Below are 16,962 nucleotides of genomic sequence, written 5' to 3' on the forward strand. Positions count from 1 at the left end.
CCGGGGATGCTCGCCGCCGAAGCGCCGGCCCGGCGCCCCGTGTGGTGGATCGGCCGGTCAGCCGAGGGCCTGGATGAGCTCGTTGCAGGCCTTCTCGCAGGAGCGGCAGGCTTCGGCGCACAGGCGGCAGTGCTCGTGCTGGTCGGCGTGGGCGGAGCACTCGTCGGCGCAGGCTTCGCAGGCGGTGGCGCACGCCTGGAGGATCGCGCGGGTGATGTCGGCGTCGTAGCCGGTGTGGCGGGACAGGACGGAGGCCGTCGTGTTGCACGCACCGGTGGAGGCTTCGACGAGCAGCTGTCCGGGTGAGGCGTGCTCGATGCGCAGGTTCACTTCTACGCCGGGGTGGCGGTCACGCCGCCTTCCGAGTTCGGTGTCGAAGAACTCCCGCTGGCCGCTTCTCACCCATGTGGGGTCCACTGGGACCGTTGTGACGGCCCCAGTGGGTGACGTGGCGGTGTCGGAGGCGCAGTGCACCATGTCGAGGCGAGCACCGCGCAGACCGGCTTCCAGGAACGCCACGTCGAGGGCTTGCAGCGAGGCGTCGTCGGTGTCGACGCCGACCACGACACGATTGTCCGGCCGCTCCGCCGTCTCCGAGGGACGCACGACAACGACGGGGCACTCGGCGTGCGTGGCCACCTGCCAGCTCACTGATCCGAGTGGCAGCCGGGGAAACCCACCGCTGCCCCGATGACCGATCACGATCAGCTCCGCATCCGCGGAGCGTTCGATCAGGCCGGCAGCCGCGGGCCCCATGATCAGCTCGCCGCTGACGGAGAGGCCGGGAACCTCCTCGCGGGCCAGCCGCTCGTAATGCTCCACCAGCTGGGCGCTCGCCTTGGCCGCGGAGCGGCTCTCCTCCTCGTCGGAGACGGAACCTCCGGGCAGTGGCAGCTCGAAGGCGTGGGCGATCTGCAGCGGGCGTCCGTGCAGTGCCGCCTCGCGGGCTGCGAACCGTACGAGGTCTTCATGGCCGGGTCCCCTGTCGATACCGGCGATGACGGGGCGCTCCGGCGGCTGCACGGCACTGGTCATGGCTGCTCCCGGTCGGCATCGGTCCCAGGGCCGTTTCGGGTACCCGAACCCAGGCTGCTCCAGACGTCCGCCGGTGATGCCTCTGGGCGAGTGCCGCCGAGGTCCGCAGGGGAGCCAGGAATCCTGTCGGACGGGGCGCTGCGTGCTCGGGGCGCGCGCTGCTGCCGCACCGTCGCCGTGTCCATGTCGCTGCCAGAGCAGGCGCCGGTACTTGTCGTGGTCGGTCGGCCAGCAGCGCGTCCGGCCATCGGCGTGGTCGCGTCAGAAGCGCGAGGCGGCGTCGGCCAGTGTGCGCTCCATCGCCGAGGCCGCCCAGCGGGTGCTGCTCAAGCCCGTTCCGCGGCTCGCCGGGCGGGTGCGTGCGGCCGTCTCCTAGATGTCCGCCGTCGCTGATGCCCGTATCGGCGGGGGACCTGTACGAAGTGGTCACCTCACCCCATGGCGTACGGGTGATCGTGGGCGATGTCCAGGGCAAGGGGCTGGAGGCGGTGGAGACCGCAGCAGTGGTCCTTGGCGCCTTTCGCGAAGCGGCTCCCGGGGAAGCCGACCTGGCAGCTGTGGGGTGCAGGCTGGAGCGGGCCGTCGAGCGGCAGCTGGAGGGGGAGAAGTGCGCCACCGCCATCCTCGCCGAAGTGCGGGCGGAAGCAGCCGGCCGCGCGTTCCTGTTCAAGGAGCGCGCCCCGGAGACAGCCCTGGAGACGGTGCGCCAGGACCTGCTCCAGCACGTCAACGGCCCGCTGCACGACGACGCCGCCGTGCTGCTGCTCCGCTACCGCTGACGCTTGGCGCCCCTTCGACCGCCGTACGCTCGACATCAATGCGGCGAAGCCTGACTTCACTGGGGGAGCGACGTCAGCGGGGCAAGGACTGATCAGCGGGGCCGGTTCTGGGTACTTGCCCGCTCATGCAGCCCTGGCAGCCACTGACACGCCGAGAGGGATACCTGCCGATCGAGGATCATGGCCTGATCGGTGACGGCCGTGGCTGCGCGCTGGTCGGCCGGGACGCGGAGATCAGCTTCATGTGTGTTCCGCGCTTCGACCGGGACCCCGTGTTCTGCTCCTTGCTCGACCGGCGTGACGGCGGTGGCTTCATGCTCTCGCCGGACGGAGTGCGGGAGAGCCGCCAGCGCTATGTGGACGACACGGCCGTTCTGATCACGGAGCTTCGCACGGACACTGGCGTTCTTCAGGTCACGGACGCCTTTGTGCTGCGTCCTGGTGCCCGTCTGGAGGAAGACGCGCCGGCAGCGGTGGGCGAGTTGATACGCCAGGTCCGCGTTGTGGAGGGCGAGGTCACGCTTCGTGTCTGCCTGGAGCCACGCGGCGGCGCGCGCATCCGTCGCCGGGGAGAACACTGGATCCTCGACTGTGTGAGGCAGGGCATCTCCCTGCGGCTGTGGTCCTCACCCCCGGTGACGCTTCCGGCCGACGGCCTGACGCTCCACGCAGGGCAGGAGCTGACTTTGCGGTTGGGCTGGGAGGAGTCGCCCAGCCCCTACCCGTCTGTGGAAACCGGCCTCGAGAGCACGGTGCGTGCCTGGAAACGCTGGGCCGCTTTCGTGGTCGACGACGTACCGCGGTCCGACCTGGTGCGCCGGTCGGCTCTGACCCTGAAACTGCTGGACCACTTCGAGAACGGGGCGATCATCGCGGCTCCCACGTCGTCACTCCCCGAGTACATCGGGGGGACACGCAACTGGGACTACCGCTACTCCTGGATCCGGGACGCCGCCTACACCGTCTTCGCGCTTCGCCGGATCGGACTGCCGTCGGAGGCGGGGGGCTTTCTGCAGTGGGCCCTTGAGGCCGCTCGTCACAACCATCAGCCGCGGGTTCTGTACGACGTCGACGGTGAAGCCCCGCCGCCGGAGGTGGTGGACGACGGACTTGAGGGTTATCGGCGGTCCGCTCCCGTTCGGTGGGGTAACGCTGCGGTCGAGCAGACCCAGCACGATGTCTACGGGGAGATCCTGGACTGTGCCTTCCAGTGGGCAGCCACCGGAGGAACGTTCGACGCGACGTTGTGGGACTGGTTGGCCGGCCTCGCCGGGCGTGCCGAGCACGCCTGGCGCAGTCCCGACCACGGCATCTGGGAGGTCCGCACCTCCGGCAGGCCCTTCACCTACTCCGCCGCCATGTGCCAGGTCGCCCTCGACCGGGCCGCCAGGCTCGCACGACGACTGAAGCTGCCCGGTGACGCGGACCACTGGGCTCGCGAAGCCGGGCAGCTCACCGAGCGCATCCTCCGCCATGCCTGGAACGAGCAGACGCGTTCCCTGACCGAGCACCTGGGCGAGGGAGGAGCGCTCGATGCCTCCCTCCTCGCTCTGCCGCTGCGCCGGGTGGTGCCTGCCGACCATCCCAGGATGGTGGCCACCTGCCGGGCGATCACCGAGCAACTGGGTGCGGGCCGCGGACTGCTGTACCGCTACCTGCCGGAGCGTTCACCGGACGGCATGGATCATCAGCCCGAGGGCGCCTTTCTGCTGTGCAGCTTCTGGCTCGTGGACAACCTGACGGGGCAGGGCAAGATCGAGCAAGCCGGTGAACTGTTCGAGCGCCTGTGTTCCCACGCCAACCACCTGGGGCTGCTGCCCGAACAGATCGACCCGTCCGACGGCACGTATCTCGGCAACTATCCGCAGGCCATCAGCCACGTCGGGCTCATCTCCAGCGCGGTCACCCAGGCACGCGCCACCCGAGGTGTACGCCCGGACCTCTCCACAGCAGCCTGGTTCGCATGACTCATCGAGGAGCGGAACTGTCGCCGCCCCCTCTGCTGTCGTGAACTACTGCGGACGCTCGTTGAGGGCTTCGGGGCAAGGCGGTCAGACTCACGGACTCCACCCCCACCCAGGCCGCCAGGGTGAGCGATTGTCGCCCGATGTCGAATGTCGGACCCGGCATCCGGGCGCAAGCGGCATCAACGCTGGGTCGTGGAGCGCGTTCGCTCGCCTGCACTGGTTTCGCCGCCTGCGGATCCGCTCGGAGATGCGGCGACGACATCCAGGAAGCCCTCCTCGCCCTCGGGCGCGCACTGATCTGCTGGCGACACGTGAAGGGATTGCGCTAGGAGTGCAGGGGCGAGACGACGTGCTGGCCCTTCAGGATCTCGCGGTTGTGGTGATGCGTGACGCGAGCGGGCGTTCGACCTGCGGGTGCGGCGGTGCGGCGCCCCGGGTGGTTGCGCCGAAGCTTTCTGATGTGTCGTATCGGTGGGCCGGATCAGTGGGTGAAGGCGACAGATGCCGCGAGATCCTTTGGAATTCGAGTGCGTCGAGGCGTTCGGCGAATGCGGTGTGGATGGCGTCGTAGGTGTCGGAGCCGAGAGTGAGGCGCAGGGGCGGGTTCGGATGGCGGGTGGTGTCGTAGATGGCGGCGGCGAGCCTGGCCGGGTCGCCGTACGCCGAGTCCGTATCCCCTCCGCCTCCCTGTAGCGGCCCGCCGGGCTCCAGCCTGGCTGGAATCGCCCCGTCCGCCATTCCTCACTTGCCGCTCGTGGTGGATGGGCGCGCTATGCGTCAGTGGTTCGCATTCTCAGCCTCGGATGCCGGCCGAGGAGTTCGGCCAGACCGTGGCGTGTCGCGGCGAGGACCACGCGGTCTTGGGGCCGCAGAACGTAGCCGGGGTGGAGGTTCCATACGAGTCCGCCGGGACGGTCGGCGCCGTCGTACGCCGGTGTGGCAGCCAGGTCGGGCACCCGCTCGTCCGGTTCGGCCGTGTCCAGCGCCAGAACGCGCCACGCCCTGGGGCAGAACGACTCTGCGATCGTGCGCCCCTCCAGCTGCGGGTGTCCGGCGACAGTGAGGGCGGCGAAGAGCAGGACGCGGCGTTCGACCGGTATGGCGCCCAGGACCTGGCGGCCCATCATGGCCCCGGCGAAGGCAGGAGCCGCGAGGCTGGAGACGCTTCGGCTGCGGGTGAGGGCTCGTGGGTGAGCGGCGCGCAGGGTGCGGTAGACGGCTGTGGCGAAGTCGTCGTCGTACAGCCGCAGGACCACCCGCAGATCCGGTTTGACGGAGCGCGCGTACAGGGCGGCTTCCAGGTTCGTTGTGTCGCTGCTGGTCAAGGCGAGCAGGGAGTGCGCGCGGTGGACCTTTGCGGCCTCCAGCACGCCCTCCTGAGTGGCGTCCCCAAGGACGGTGGGGACGCGCAGACGCCGGGCGAGCGGGAAGCCGCGCGCTTCGGGGTCCTCTTCGACGCACACCACGGGGATGTCGAGTTCCCGCAGGCGGGCCAGCACCCGGGTGCCGACCTTGCCCAGGCCGAGGAGGACGACGTGGCCGGACAGGCCGCGGGGCGGCCGGCGCAGCGTGGAGGTGGTGCGGAAGGTGCCGAGCGCCTCCAGGACGGCCGCGAGCAGTACGGGCATCAGCAGCAGGCCGGCCAGTCCGGCGAGGAGTTGGAGCACCTGCCGTGCGGTGGGCTCGTCGAGCGCCGGGTCGCCGATCGCGAAGAGGTCGAGCAGCGTCAGGTAGGCGGCGTGCAGCGGGTGGTCGCCGGTGGTCAGCCAGGTCGCGACGGCCAGGCCCAGGACGCAGGCCACGAGTCCGGCCAGTGACCAGCACAGCCGGCGCGAGAACAGGGAGCCCAGCGGCAGTCTGCGCCGTGCGAGCCGTCGCGGTGCGGAACCGGAGGCGGTGTGTGTGACGGTTTCGAGGACCACGGTGCCGCGGCCGGTGGCAGCGGCGACCGTGTCGTCGTCCGGGAGCAGGATGGGCGCTTCCCGGCCGCTGGCATCGGATCCTTCCGCGCCCGCCGGGTCGTTGGTGGTCGACGACAGCAGGGCGAGGACGGGAAGGCCTGGATCGGCAACACGGCCGTGGCCGGGCGGAGTGCGTTCCACGGCACGCAACAGCAGTCCGTCGGCCTGGACGACCTTGCTGGTACCCGCGACGGCGGTGGCCGCGAGCGCGGGCGCCGCCGTGTCCGCGTCCGACAGGACCGTGGTGGAGGTGTCCAGGGCCTCGGGATCAAGGCCTGGGACGGCCAACGCGGCGGCCTGGTCGAGGAGTTCCTCCAAGTGCTGTCCGAGCTTGCGGTTGTAGAGCCGGATGACCAGGCGCAGCCGTGGGTTGAGGCGGCGGGCAGCCAGCGCCGCATGGATGTTGGTCTCGTCGTCGTCATGTACGAGCGCCAGCGCGGCGGCCTCGCGCACCCTCGCCTCGGCCAGGGTGGCTTCGTCGAGGGCGGCGGCCTCGACGACGTGAGGTGCGCCGGTGGCACCGGAGACGGTCGAGCCTTCCGTACGGTTCATGGCGGCCTGTATGCGGCCGAGCAGCGCGGCGGCGGGCGTCCGTCCGCGGGTGGTGGCGTGTTGCCGCGAGGGCGGTACGACGAGAGTGACCCGCTCCCGGTACACCGTCGCGAGCTCGGCGGCCAGCCGCTCGGCGAGCGCGTCGTCACCACACACGATCATGTGCCCCGGACGCGGCACGCCGCGCGCGGGCTGAGGGAATGTGATCATGCCGCACGGCACCCCCGGCTCCGGCAGGGGAGAAGCGGCGCAGGCGCGCGTACCACCCCACGGACCACGCTGAGGACCATCATGAGCACCACGTCCGGAACCCCCGTTCAACGAAATCTCTCGGCCTTCTTCCGTCAAGATCGCCGACCAGACTTCCCGGCACACCGCTGGGAACGCTACAGGCTCCTGACGCTGCGTCATAGAGCGACGGAGCGCGCCACGGCTGCTGACCGCCAGAGTGTGAAGGGCGCGGCATCAAATCCGCGTAAAGATTGCCGGAAGCAGGCAATGTCCTACCCCGTGTCCGCGTGCGACGATGCGTGCACCAGCGGGGGAGGGCAAGGGGAGGCGGTGTGCACGGATGGCCTGGTTTCTAGGGCTCGGCATTACGGGGGTCGTCCTCCTTGCCCTGTCGTTCGTACTCGACGGCGTGCTCGAGGGACTGCTCGACGGCGTCGCCGACGGACTTCTGTCGCTGCCGGTGATCGCCGGCTTCCTGTCCATGTTCGGTTTCTCCGGGGTGATCGTCATGGGCACCACCGGGCTGGGCCCGGTGGGGGCGACGGTGATCGGGGTGCCGGCCGGTGTCCTCACCGGTTGGTTCGCCTACCGCCTGAGCCGGGCTCTGATGTACGACTCCTCAGGCGCCGCTCCTCGTGACGACGATCTGATCGGCGCGTCCGGCTCGGTCGTTACGGCGATCCCCGCCGACGGCTACGGCGAGGTGCTCGTGCACCTGGCCGGGCAGCCGGTGAAACTCTCGGCGAAGAGCCCCGTCGCCGTCGCCCGGGGAGCCGAGATCTGGGTCGAACAGGCGCTGTCGCAGTCCGCGGTGTCCGTCCGTCCGGTCGAACGCTGACCCGGCGGAGCCGCCCACCCGTTTCGGTACAGGCCCAGCCGTGCCGTTTTTTCATCCACACACCCTTACCGAATGCCGTCCTCAGGGAGGGCTGAGGGGACAACACCATGAGTTCTGTTGCCATCGCGGTGGGAGGAGTCTTCGTACTCCTCGTACTGATCGCGCTGGTCGTCGTCAGCCGGTACAAGGTCGCCGGTCCCAGCGAGGCGTTCATCGTCACCGGGCGACGCGGCAAGAAGGCCACCGATCCGGAGACCGGGCGGGTGTTCACCGACAACAGCGGCCAGAAGGTCGTGGTCGGCGGCGGCGTGTTCGTCGTGCCGTTCGTACAGCAGAAGTTCACCCTCGACCTCTCCTCGCGGCACATCCCCGTCGCGGTGCGCGGCGCGGTCACCCTGCGCGGTGTGAAGGCCAACCTGGAGGGTGTCGCGATCGTCAAGGTCGGCGGCAGCGAGGACTCCATCCGGGCTGCGGCGCAGCGGTTCCTGATGCAGCAGGACGGCATCGTCGGCTTCACCCAGGAGGTGCTCTCCGGTGCGCTGCGGGCGATCGTGGGCCGGATGTCGGTGGAGGACATCATCCGGGACCGGGCCGTGTTCGCCGGACAGGTGGCGGAGGAGGCGGAGGCGAGTCTGTCCGGGCAGGGCCTGGTGCTGGACGCATTCCAGATCCAGGACATCACCACTGAGGGCTCCTATCTGGAGGACCTCGGCCGGCCCGAGGCCGCCCGCGCCAAGCAGGAGGCCGACATCGCCGAGGCGGTCGCCCGGCGCGCGGCCGAGCAGGCCCGGCTGAAGGCCGAGGAGGAGATCGCGATCGCTCAGCGGACCTTCTACCTCAAGCAGGCCGAGATCAAGGCTGAGACCGACGAGGCCGCGGCCCGGGCGGCGGCCGCTGGTCCGCTGGCGGAGGCCGCACGTCGGCAGGAGATCCTCGCCCAGCAGGAGAAGGTCGCCGAGCGGCAGGCCGAACTGACTGACCGTCAGCTCGACACCCAAGTGCGCAAGCCCGCCGACGCCCAGCGGTACGCCGCCGAGCAGGAGGCCGAGGCCAAGCGCGTCGCCCGCGTCAAGCAGGCCGAAGCCGAGCGGCTGGCGGAGATCGCCGCTGCCCAGGCGGAAGCCGAGCGGTCCCGGCTCACGGGTGAGGGTGAGAAGCAGCGCCGTACCGCGCTGGCGGAGGCAGAGGCCATCGAGGGCCTGAAGCAGGGTGAGGCCGAGCGGTCCCGGCGTGCCGCCATCGCGGAGGCGGTCCGGCTGGAGGGTGAGGCCGACGCGGCGGCAATCGGCGCGAAGGGTGCTGCCGAGGCCGAGGCGATGCACAAGAAGGCCGACGCCTTTGCCCAGTACGGCGACGCGGCTGTGCTGCAGATGCTCGTCGAGGTGCTGCCGCAGGTCGTGGCCAAGGCGTCCGAGCCGCTCAGTGCGGTGGACAAGATGACCGTCATCTCGACCGACGGCGCGAGCCGGCTGTCGCGCACCGTCGCCGACAACGTGGCCCAGGGCGTCGAACTCCTCAGCTCCACCACGGGGGTCGATCTCGCCGAGCTGCTGAAGGGCATCACTCAGCGCAACGAGTCCGCCGAGCCCGTGGCCACGACGGCCGCTGAGCCCAACGGGCAGATCCAGATCGGCTGAGACCCACACATCCAACCGGTACAGGGGCCCGCGCGGCATCGAGCCGCCGGGTCCCGACTCCGGGGCTGTTGCGGCAGGCGACCGACTCGCAGTGGAGGCCAGGACCGCGATCGCACTCGGGCAAGCCGTCGGGGCATCCTTACCTGTGGCCTGGCGCTCTTCCTGTCCGGGCCGGCGGGCTTTTGCCGCGTCGCTGATCTCGTGGAGTCCCCAGGATGCCGACGACGTTCTGTTCCCGCCACGGGGGCTCAGGGCGTGCTGCTGATACTTGCAGCTGGTTTTCTGACCGGCCCTGCTCGTCCCCTACCGCCTGGAGCGGATCCACAAGCTCACCGGCACCAGCCCGGCCGACCCCGTCCACCGCTACACCCTGCAGACCGCCGTCAACGGCGCCCGGCTGCTCGGTTGGCCCGGCAATGAGGTCTGACACGATCGATTCGCCCCTGCCGCGCCCAACGCGATTCGCGCGCGAGTCTCGGCGGGACGCCGAGCGATCTCGGACTGACGGCACCGATGACGTCTCGCCCTATGCCGCCCCGGCCCACGCCGACGGCCTCTCCGGCCTGCCCCCGGCCTTCGTCGGCGTCGGCTCCGCGGAGACCTTCCGTCAACGCCTCCGGGGATGGGAGGTGGGCGGTATCGCCGAACCGCACGTGTGGGTGGGCGGCTGGCACGGGTGCGACGGTCCCGTGCCGCAGGCCGTGCTCGACTGGTCGTGCCGACATGATCGGTACGGTGGTACTTGGGCGACGAGAGGGGCGGCGAGGCCGTGGGCGAGGAAGTGGAGATCAGGACGGCGAAGGAGGCCGCCGACCACGAGCTCATCCTGGCGTTCGGACGGCTGCAGGGGGCGGCCAACCGGCTGGAGTACATCCTCGGCCGGGCTCTCGAGGTGGAGTGCGGCATCAGTCATCTGGTCTTCGAGGCGCTGCTGATCCTCGGCCGGGCGGGCGAGCCGGGGCTCTCGATGCGGGCCATCGCCCAGGAGCAGGTGCTGACCACCGGCGGCGCCACCCGGCTGGTGGATCGCATGGAGACGGCGGGTCTCGTGGCGCGCGCGGAAGCCCCCGGCGACCGGCGCGGCAAGCTCGTGCAGCTGACGCCGCTGGGCGAGGAGACGGTCGTACGCGCGTCTCTGGTGCACTTGGAGAACATCAAGCGGTACTTCGTGGAGCCGCTCCCCTCGGCGGACCGCGAGCGGTTCGCCGAGAATCTCCGGATCCTCAGTCATGCGGCTCGGGACGTACTGCCCCGGCTGCCCTGACCTGCGCCCCGGCGACAACGCGCGTGGGATGGCCTCAGCACTGCCATGTGTCCCACCTCACGCGACCACCGAAATATCTGACGCGTCAGTTACTGTTTCATCAGGTGGTTGCTCGCAACCGGCGGGCGCACATCCCTGCCGAGGTCTTCGATGAAGCTCGTCTACGTCTTCGACGCCTACTGCGGCTGGTCGCACGGGTTCTCCGCCACACTGCGCGAGGTCGTCGCCCGCCACCCCGGGATGCCGGTCGAGGTGATCTCCGGCGGCCTGTTCACCGGGCCGCGCCGGGTGCCGATCCGGGAGCCCCGGACGACCGCGCGGCCTGGATCGGCCTGCTGGACGAGATGGCCGCGCTCGACCCGGAGGTGGTCGTCCCCGGCCACCGCCTGCCCGGCACCGCGGCCGACGCCTCCGCCATCACCGCCACCCGCGACTACCTGCTCGCCTTCGAGGAGGAGCTGGCCAAGGCGGCCGACGGCGCCGCGCTCACCGAGGCGCTCGTGAGGCGTTACCCGGACCACGGCATGCTGATCGCCGCCCAGATCGGCGCCAAGGTCGCCAAGGCCGAGATGAAGTGGGGCTGACATGACGGACTTCGCCACCTCCACCGCCCCCGCCGACGTCGTACGCCGTCAGTACCTGGCCTCCGCCGCCGGTGACCTGGAGGCCCTGCATGCCACCCTCGCCCCCGACGTGGAGTGGACCGAGATGGCCGGTTTCCCGCTCGCGGGCACCTACCGCACTCCCGGCGGCGTCACCTCCCACGTCATGGAGGAACTCGTCAAGGAGTGGAACGACTGGGCCGCCCACGACGACACCTACGTCGTCGACGGCGAGAACGTCGTCGTCCTGGCCCGCTACACGGCCGTCAACAAGGCCACCGGCAAGCCGCTCGCCGTCCGCGTCGCCCATCACTTCGTCGTACGCGGTGGGCTCATCGTCCGCTTCGAGCAGTTCGTCGACACCGCGCTGGTGCGCGAGGCGATGAGCGCCTAGACAGTTGCCCGAGTTGCGCCTGGACATCAGGCGCGCGACGCCGAAGGGGACGAGACCTGGGTCGCCGGGCTGGTTGGAGGGCGGTCTCGCGTGGTGCCATGGGGGAGCGGAAGGGCCTGGACGGCCGCACGCTTACTCGGAGGCACCGCGAATGGTTGAACTCGGCTTATTCTTCGGCCTGTTGATCTTGCTCGCGTTGGTCCTGATCATCACGCTCTTGCGCCGAGGAAGGAACAACGGCAACACGGAGAACGCCGACGGCCTCCTCATCGAGCAAGAACGGCGGCTTCAGGCGCAGCAAGAACGGTTCTCCCATGACGCCTCCGTGCACAACTTCTTTCATCCAACAAGAAGGACCGCTAGCGCTCCTGGAGCGGGGTCGCGGTGGTTCGACGACCGTCAGTCGCCGGCCGGCGGGACTGCCTCGGGTGATGCGGCGCAAGGATTATTGACCAGGAGCGTTGTGCGCCGGGCGGCGATCCGCCCATACCGCTGTCCACCCGGCAGGGAAACGAGGTCACTGGCCCAGCTCCACCGTCGTCGTGACCCGCGTGAGGGTGGGTTTCCGGGGCACCGAACCGAACCCGAAGCGCACGGGAGGTTCGACCGGTGCCGTGACACCGAGATCGAGGCCCTCGAAGACCGCGGACACCACGCCAACCGGCCGCATGTCCCGTACGCCGTACCACTCGCGGCGGAGCCCGCCGGCACGGCCGCGGGTTCGTACGTGGGTCGGCAGCAGGTGGGCGGGCCCGTTCGTCAGGGCAGCCCATGCCGGGCGGGCGGCGAGTACGCCGGGCACGCCCCGCAGGAGGACGCCCGCCGGCCGTCGCCGGCCGACAGTGAAGCGCAGCTCGAGCGGCCCCGCGGTGACCGTCCAGGTGTCGTCCGCGACGCTCACGTCGACCGGCACGACACGCACCGTGTCGAAGCTGTAGGTGCCACTGACGAAGTCCGCCGTCCGGCGCGAGGGGGCGAGCAGCAGCCGTTCCCCGTCGGCCCGCTCGATCATCACGTCGCTGAACGGCCCGAACGGCGACCGCTGCCAGTGCCCCAGCACGACGCGCGTCCCGGAGGAAGTGCCCACGCCCGCGATCCAGCCGTCGAAGCGCAGCCGCGGGCGCCTTCCGCGGATGCCGCGCGCGCGGCTCACGGTGCTACTCCCCGGACGGACCTGGCGCCGTGACACGCGGCCTCGACGCCCCGAGCCGCACGTGCCGCACTCCTTCCGAGAAGTGCACCAGGGGCTCGGCGGTGGGCGCGGGAAGGCCTGCCGCGCTGGTCAGCGTCTCCTCGAGCACGTCGACGGCGGCGTAGGCCAGCGGCCAGGGCTCGTGTTCGACCGGCGTCTCCCAGAGCATGCCGAGCCGACGGGTGTACGCCCGCCAGCGCGAGATCAGCCACACGTCCCGCTCGGTGGGCGTGATCGGGTCGCCCGGCCGGACCACCAGGCGGTAGGAGGCCTCGCCGACCCGCCTGGACCCCGCGTACGAAACGACGTCCCCGTTCAGGGAGACGCTCAGTGTGCCCGGGTTGTACGGCGCGCCGACCACCCGGGCCACCAGCATCAGCGGGCAGGCCACCTCGATGGACAGGAACCACAGCCCGTCCGTCCCGTCCCGGTGCCGGACGTAGGTCCGCAGGTTTGTCTCCGCGAACGTCGGGAGCCCGGGCACCAGGGCGGGCACCGCGGGAGGGCGCACATCCGCCATCAGGAAGGGGGTGAGCCCGACCCAGGCCGACCCCTCGTACTCGTCCACCACCAGCTCCTCGGGCAGCAGCGCCTGGACCGCGTCCGGCGGGAAGGCCCAGTGGACGAACGTCTGCCTCAGCCAGCCGGCCCGAAGCGCGGGAACGCGCACGCGCTGCTCCGCTTCATACGCGACCACACACGGCGAGTCCCCCTGCGTGCCCAGCGGAAACGCGGGACGACGTCGGTCCTGCTCAACCTGACCCGCGACAAGGTGCTCGTCATCGACGAGCGCCGTTCCGCCGACACGGTTCCTCGTCGGGAGCAGCAGACGAGTTGGGCCAGTCATCGTCATGGGTAGTCGTCTCTGCACTCACCCTGGGCATCGGAATCCTGGGCATTCTCGGCGTGGTGGCAGGGCTGATCGCTCGCTTTCCTGGCGAGTGGCCGGGGCACCGCCTCCAGCCTGCTCGGGGCAGGTACGGCAGGCACCGTCGTGTGGTTCACTCCGCTCGGCTGGCTGCGGCAGAACTCACGCAGGAAGTGCCCGCCCGCCTGAATGGTGATCAAGGCGATGTGATGGGCGATCACGGCGTGCAGCTCCCGGGCGATCCGCAGCCGCTCCTCGGCGACGCGACGACGGGCCTCCGCTTCCTTGCTCGCCTCCGCCCGCAGCCCGCGGCGTACGAGGGGGCCGGCGGCGTGCCCGCGGCAGCCGGGATCAGGCGTCGCGTCGCTTGAGCAGGGCGGCCGCGCCGGCCAGGAGCACGACGAGGTACACGGTGGCCAGAGCGCTGTCCGATGACGTTTCTTCAGAAGTAGGTTTATGAAAACGATTATCATGTATCTTCAATGGGTTCCGGCTCCCATGAGAAGAAGCGAGGGCACCGATGCTGCGCTCACCGTCGAGACACGTCCGAGGCTGGATCACCGCAGCGATAGCGGCGTCCGTACTGGTCGGATGCGGCGCGTCCACCGAGCCGACGAGCGAAGAAGCCGCCGCGGCCGGTGCCAGGACCGACGTCACGGTGAAACCCATCAAGGCGACACGGGAGTTGACCGACGCGAACGGCGTCGAGGTCTCCCTGGAGAAGGAACCGCAGCGCATCGTCTGCCTGTTCGCGCTCTGCGACGACATCCTGACCGAGCTGGGCATTGTCCCCACGGCCACGAACAGCGCGCTCCTTGCCCACCCCGACTTCCTGGGGGAGAAGAGGGCGAAGGAGGTCGGCGTCATCCCCGGCGGGTTCATCGCCCCGGAGGTGGAGGCGATCCTCTCCCACAAGCCCGATCTCGTGATCGGCCTGGAGGACACCCACGGCAAGCTCGCTCCGGCCCTGAAGGATGCCACCACGTTCTGGCCCATGCAGCCCGAAACATGGCAGGACAGCGTGGGGTACCTGCGCGATGCCGCCGCGCTCACCGGCCGCACCGCCGAGGGTGAGAAGGCCGAGAGGACCTTCCGCACCAAGCTCGCCGAGGCCGAGCGGACCAAGAGTGACAAGACCGCACTCGTCATCTACGGCAGCGACGAGAACTTCGGTGTCGCCACACCGGGGACGGACGTGGCCGGCGGACTGTTCCCCAAGCTGGCGAACTATCCCTGGAAGTCCCGTGGCGTGGAGGGGAGCTACAGCCTCGAAGAGATCCTCGCGCGTGACGTGGACGTGCTGTTCGTCGAGACGATCGCCTTCGGCGACGCGGACGGCAAGCTCTCGGAGAAGCTGGCGAAGAACCCGCTCTGGGAGAAGATCCCGGCTGTGCGGAACGGGGACGTCCACGAGGTGAACTCCGAGGTGTGGGCCAAGGGCCGCGGCACCCGCTCACTGGGCATCGTCCTCGACGAGGCCACGGCCGCGCTGCGGTGAGCGCACCGTCCGCCACGGACAGCACGGTGGGCGGGGTGGCCTCGGGCGGGCGGCACCCGCGCTTCCGTGCGGGCCGGCACCTCGCGCTCGTCGGCCTGTTGGCCGCGGCGTCCGTCTGCGCACTGAGTCTCGGCACGCCCTATGTCCCGCTGCACCGGCTGCCCGGCGCGCTGCTGGACGCCGACAGCACGCTCGCCGGGATCGTCGTCACGGAACTCCGCGTGCCCCGGCTGGTGCTGGCGCTGGTCGCCGGGCTCTGCATGGGCGCGGCGGGGCTCGTACTGCAGGAAGCGCTGCGCAACGCCCTGGCCGTCCCCGAGATGCTGGGCGTGTCGTCCGGGGCCGCGTTCGGGGTCGCCGCACCCCTGGTGCTGGCGGTGTCCATCCCCACCGCCGTCCAGCCCCTGCTGGCCATCGGCGGGGCCGTGCTCGGCGGCGGGCTCACGCTGCTCGCCGCCGGGCTGGGACGCAGCCCGTCCGCCGTCCTGCTCACCGGGGCCGCGGTCGCCGCCGCGTTGCAGGCCGCGCTGCTCGTGCTCATGGTGATGGCCGACCAGTTCGACCTCCAGTTGATCTACCGGTATCTCCTCGGTTCGCTCTCCGCCCGTACCTGGGACGACGTCACCGGGCTGTGGCCCTGGCTGCTCGTGGCGTTGCCCGCGCTCGTGCTGTGCGCGCCGGTGCTGTCGGTGCTGCGGCTGGGGGACGAGGACGCCGAGGCGCTGGGGGTGCGCGCGCAACGGGCCCGGTTCGCCGCGCTGGCCATCGCCATCGTGCTGATCGCGCCTGTGACGGCCGTGTGCGGGCCGGTGGCGTGGGTCGGGTTCCTCGCGCCGCACCTCGCCAGGCGGCTCGACCCGTCGGCTGACGCGGTGCGCTGGCTGCCCTGGTCGGCGGCGTGGGGCGCGGTCGTGGTGGCCGTCGCCGACGTCCCGGCCCGGCTCGCGCTGGCACCCGTGGAGACACCGGTCGGTGCCTGGACCTCCTAGGTGTGCCCGTCGGCGTCGCCCTGCTCCGGTCGGGCCCTCGCAAGCCGACGGCTCGGCGAGGCGCGCCCCGCTCCGACGCCGCTCGCTCGGAGGCCCCGGCGACGGGTCCTGAAGCCGTGCCGACCGCCGGGAAGGAGACCCGGTGAAGCGGCGCTTCGCGGTGTTCGCCGCACTCGCCGTCCTGTGCGCCTGCGCGGAACTGCTGGCTGGGAGGGGGATGTCCCCGACGGTGGTCCGGGACGTCCTCGGCGGGGGCGGTGACGCGACGGAACGGCACATTCTGCTCCAGCTCCGCCTGCCCCGCATGCTGGTGGCCCTCGCCGCGGGGGCGTGCCTCGGCGTGGCGGGCCTGGTCCTGCAGTCCGCCCTGCGCAATCCGCTCGCCGGCCCGGAGGTCACGGGCGTGACGCCGGGCGCGGTGCTCGGGGCCGTCACCGCGACCGCTCTCGGACTCGCGGGGTGGCAATCGCCCCTCGCCGTCGTCGTCGCGGCCTGCGTCGGCGGGTGCACCGGAGCCGCGCTGCTGTGGCTGCTCGCGGGGCGCGGCAGGGGCGACCCCGCGCAGATCGCCTTGCACGGCGTGCTCGTCTCGGCGGTGCTCGGCGGACTCACCGCCATGGTGCTACTCGTCGCGCCCGGTGAGCTCGGCAGCGTCGTCCAGTGGCTCGTCGGCACGACCGAGGGCCGCGTGTGGCAGCACTGGCACCTGCTGTGGCCGTGGGCGCTCGCATGGGGTGCCGTGGCGTGGCTGCTGGCCGGGCCCCTGACCCTGCTGCGCTGCGGCGACGACATCGCCGGTGCCGCCGGGCTGTCCGCCGCGCGGGCCCGGACCCTCGCGCTGCTGTGCGCGGTGGCGCTGACGGCGGGAGCGGTGGCCGCCGTGGGAGCGCTGGGCTTCGTCGGACTGCTCGTGCCGCACCTCGCGCTGGCCGTGTTCGGTGCGGACCTGCGGATGACGCTGCCCGGAGCCGCCCTCGTGGGCGCGGCCGTGGTGTGCGGGTCGGACGCGGCCGCGCAACTGCTGTCGCGGCTGCTGGCGGTCGCGCTGGACTCCGGGCGGCTCACCCTGCCGGTCGGGGCCCTCACCACCTGCGCCGGAGCCGCGCTGCTGCTGGCTGTCGTACGCCGCTCCCCGAGCCGAACGTTCTGATGTCG

Annotated in this window: 13 protein-coding genes and 7 pseudogenes; 12 read left to right on the forward strand and 8 right to left on the reverse strand. The window is 71.0% G+C overall.

Going from position 1 to position 16,962, the window contains the following annotated elements:
- Window positions 1-57: 57 nt before the first annotated feature.
- Window positions 58-267, reverse strand: a pseudogene (locus AOQ53_RS46005) (four-helix bundle copper-binding protein); the annotation flags it as partial.
- A gap of 12 nt (window positions 268-279) precedes the next feature.
- A pseudogene (locus tag AOQ53_RS39995) lies at window positions 280-1,035 on the reverse strand (universal stress protein); the annotation flags it as partial.
- Between the two features lie 247 nt (window positions 1,036-1,282).
- Here AOQ53_RS39995 and AOQ53_RS46010 point away from each other — a divergent pair.
- Window positions 1,283-1,814, forward strand: a pseudogene (locus AOQ53_RS46010) (SpoIIE family protein phosphatase); the annotation flags it as partial.
- A gap of 125 nt (window positions 1,815-1,939) precedes the next feature.
- Complete coding sequence (locus AOQ53_RS10780; protein WP_059416784.1) at window positions 1,940-3,781, forward strand: glycoside hydrolase family 15 protein; 1,842 nt, start codon at window positions 1,940-1,942, stop codon at window positions 3,779-3,781.
- A gap of 770 nt (window positions 3,782-4,551) precedes the next feature.
- On the opposite strand, the gene AOQ53_RS10785 is transcribed toward AOQ53_RS10780, so the two are convergent.
- On the reverse strand, window positions 4,552-6,504 hold the full coding sequence (locus AOQ53_RS10785; protein WP_236711648.1) for an NAD(P)-binding protein: 1,953 nt from the start codon (window positions 6,502-6,504) through the stop codon (window positions 4,552-4,554).
- Between the two features lie 361 nt (window positions 6,505-6,865).
- Here AOQ53_RS10785 and AOQ53_RS10790 point away from each other — a divergent pair, with 361 nt between their 5' ends.
- The 7 genes and pseudogenes from AOQ53_RS10790 to AOQ53_RS10810 all read left to right on the forward strand — a co-directional run bounded on the left by AOQ53_RS10790 (window position 6,866) and on the right by AOQ53_RS10810 (window position 11,260).
- Window positions 6,866-7,363, forward strand: a complete 498-nt coding sequence (locus tag AOQ53_RS10790) for a hypothetical protein (protein WP_059416785.1) — start codon at window positions 6,866-6,868, stop codon at window positions 7,361-7,363.
- Between the two features lie 107 nt (window positions 7,364-7,470).
- Window positions 7,471-9,000, forward strand: coding sequence for a flotillin family protein (locus tag AOQ53_RS10795; RefSeq protein ID WP_059416786.1), 1,530 nt, complete (start codon window positions 7,471-7,473; stop codon window positions 8,998-9,000).
- 304 nt (window positions 9,001-9,304) lie between these two features.
- Window positions 9,305-9,427, forward strand: a pseudogene (locus AOQ53_RS46015) (PucR family transcriptional regulator); the annotation flags it as partial.
- Window positions 9,428-9,769: 342 nt separating this feature from the next.
- Complete coding sequence (locus tag AOQ53_RS10800; RefSeq protein WP_059416806.1) at window positions 9,770-10,264, forward strand: MarR family winged helix-turn-helix transcriptional regulator; 495 nt, start codon at window positions 9,770-9,772, stop codon at window positions 10,262-10,264.
- A gap of 150 nt (window positions 10,265-10,414) precedes the next feature.
- Window positions 10,415-10,567: pseudogene (locus tag AOQ53_RS46025) on the forward strand (DsbA family protein); the annotation flags it as partial.
- Window positions 10,555-10,848, forward strand: a pseudogene (locus tag AOQ53_RS10805) (MBL fold metallo-hydrolase); the annotation flags it as partial. The pseudogenes AOQ53_RS46025 and AOQ53_RS10805, both read left to right, overlap by 13 nt.
- Before the next feature lies 1 nt (window position 10,849).
- Window positions 10,850-11,260 carry a nuclear transport factor 2 family protein gene (locus AOQ53_RS10810; protein WP_059416787.1) on the forward strand — a complete coding sequence of 137 codons (411 nt, stop codon included), beginning with the start codon at window positions 10,850-10,852 and terminating at the stop codon, window positions 11,258-11,260.
- Between the two features lie 166 nt (window positions 11,261-11,426).
- Here AOQ53_RS10810 and AOQ53_RS44565 read toward each other — a convergent pair whose 3' ends face one another.
- The 5 genes from AOQ53_RS44565 to AOQ53_RS46035 form a co-directional block, all read right to left on the reverse strand.
- On the reverse strand, window positions 11,427-11,576 hold the full coding sequence (locus AOQ53_RS44565; protein WP_167745707.1) for a hypothetical protein: 150 nt from the start codon (window positions 11,574-11,576) through the stop codon (window positions 11,427-11,429).
- A 201-nt stretch (window positions 11,577-11,777) separates the two neighbouring features.
- Window positions 11,778-12,413 carry a hypothetical protein gene (locus AOQ53_RS10815; RefSeq protein ID WP_059416788.1) on the reverse strand — a complete coding sequence of 212 codons (636 nt, stop codon included), beginning with the start codon at window positions 12,411-12,413 and terminating at the stop codon, window positions 11,778-11,780.
- Between the two features lie 4 nt (window positions 12,414-12,417).
- Entirely contained in the window at window positions 12,418-13,122 is a 705-nt protein-coding gene (locus AOQ53_RS10820) for a YqjF family protein (protein ID WP_236711649.1), read from the reverse strand.
- Between the two features lie 179 nt (window positions 13,123-13,301).
- The gene (locus AOQ53_RS48010) at window positions 13,302-13,790 is read right to left on the reverse strand and encodes a histidine kinase (RefSeq protein ID WP_408055147.1); all 489 of its coding nucleotides are present in this window, start codon (window positions 13,788-13,790) and stop codon (window positions 13,302-13,304) included.
- Entirely contained in the window at window positions 13,672-13,989 is a 318-nt protein-coding gene (locus tag AOQ53_RS46035) for a hypothetical protein (RefSeq protein ID WP_236711653.1), read from the reverse strand. The genes AOQ53_RS48010 and AOQ53_RS46035 overlap by 119 nt, the downstream gene beginning before the upstream one ends.
- Here AOQ53_RS46035 and AOQ53_RS10830 point away from each other — a divergent pair.
- The 3 genes and pseudogenes from AOQ53_RS10830 to AOQ53_RS10840 all read left to right on the forward strand — a co-directional run bounded on the left by AOQ53_RS10830 (window position 13,889) and on the right by AOQ53_RS10840 (window position 16,957).
- Window positions 13,889-14,818, forward strand: a complete 930-nt coding sequence (locus tag AOQ53_RS10830) for an ABC transporter substrate-binding protein (protein ID WP_099054573.1) — start codon at window positions 13,889-13,891, stop codon at window positions 14,816-14,818. The two genes, AOQ53_RS46035 and AOQ53_RS10830, sit on opposite strands and share 101 nt — an antisense overlap.
- Window positions 14,819-14,916: 98 nt before the next feature.
- A pseudogene (locus AOQ53_RS10835) lies at window positions 14,917-15,953 on the forward strand (FecCD family ABC transporter permease).
- A complete protein-coding gene (locus AOQ53_RS10840) occupies window positions 15,950-16,957 on the forward strand; it encodes a FecCD family ABC transporter permease (RefSeq protein WP_059416792.1) in 1,008 nt (335 codons plus the stop codon). Before AOQ53_RS10835 ends, AOQ53_RS10840 begins: the two are co-directional and overlap by 4 nt.
- The last annotated feature ends 5 nt before the right edge of the window (window positions 16,958-16,962 follow it).

This window comes from Streptomyces azureus (assembly GCF_001270025.1).
In the GTDB taxonomy this organism is placed as follows: Bacteria; Actinomycetota; Actinomycetes; order Streptomycetales; family Streptomycetaceae; genus Streptomyces; species Streptomyces azureus.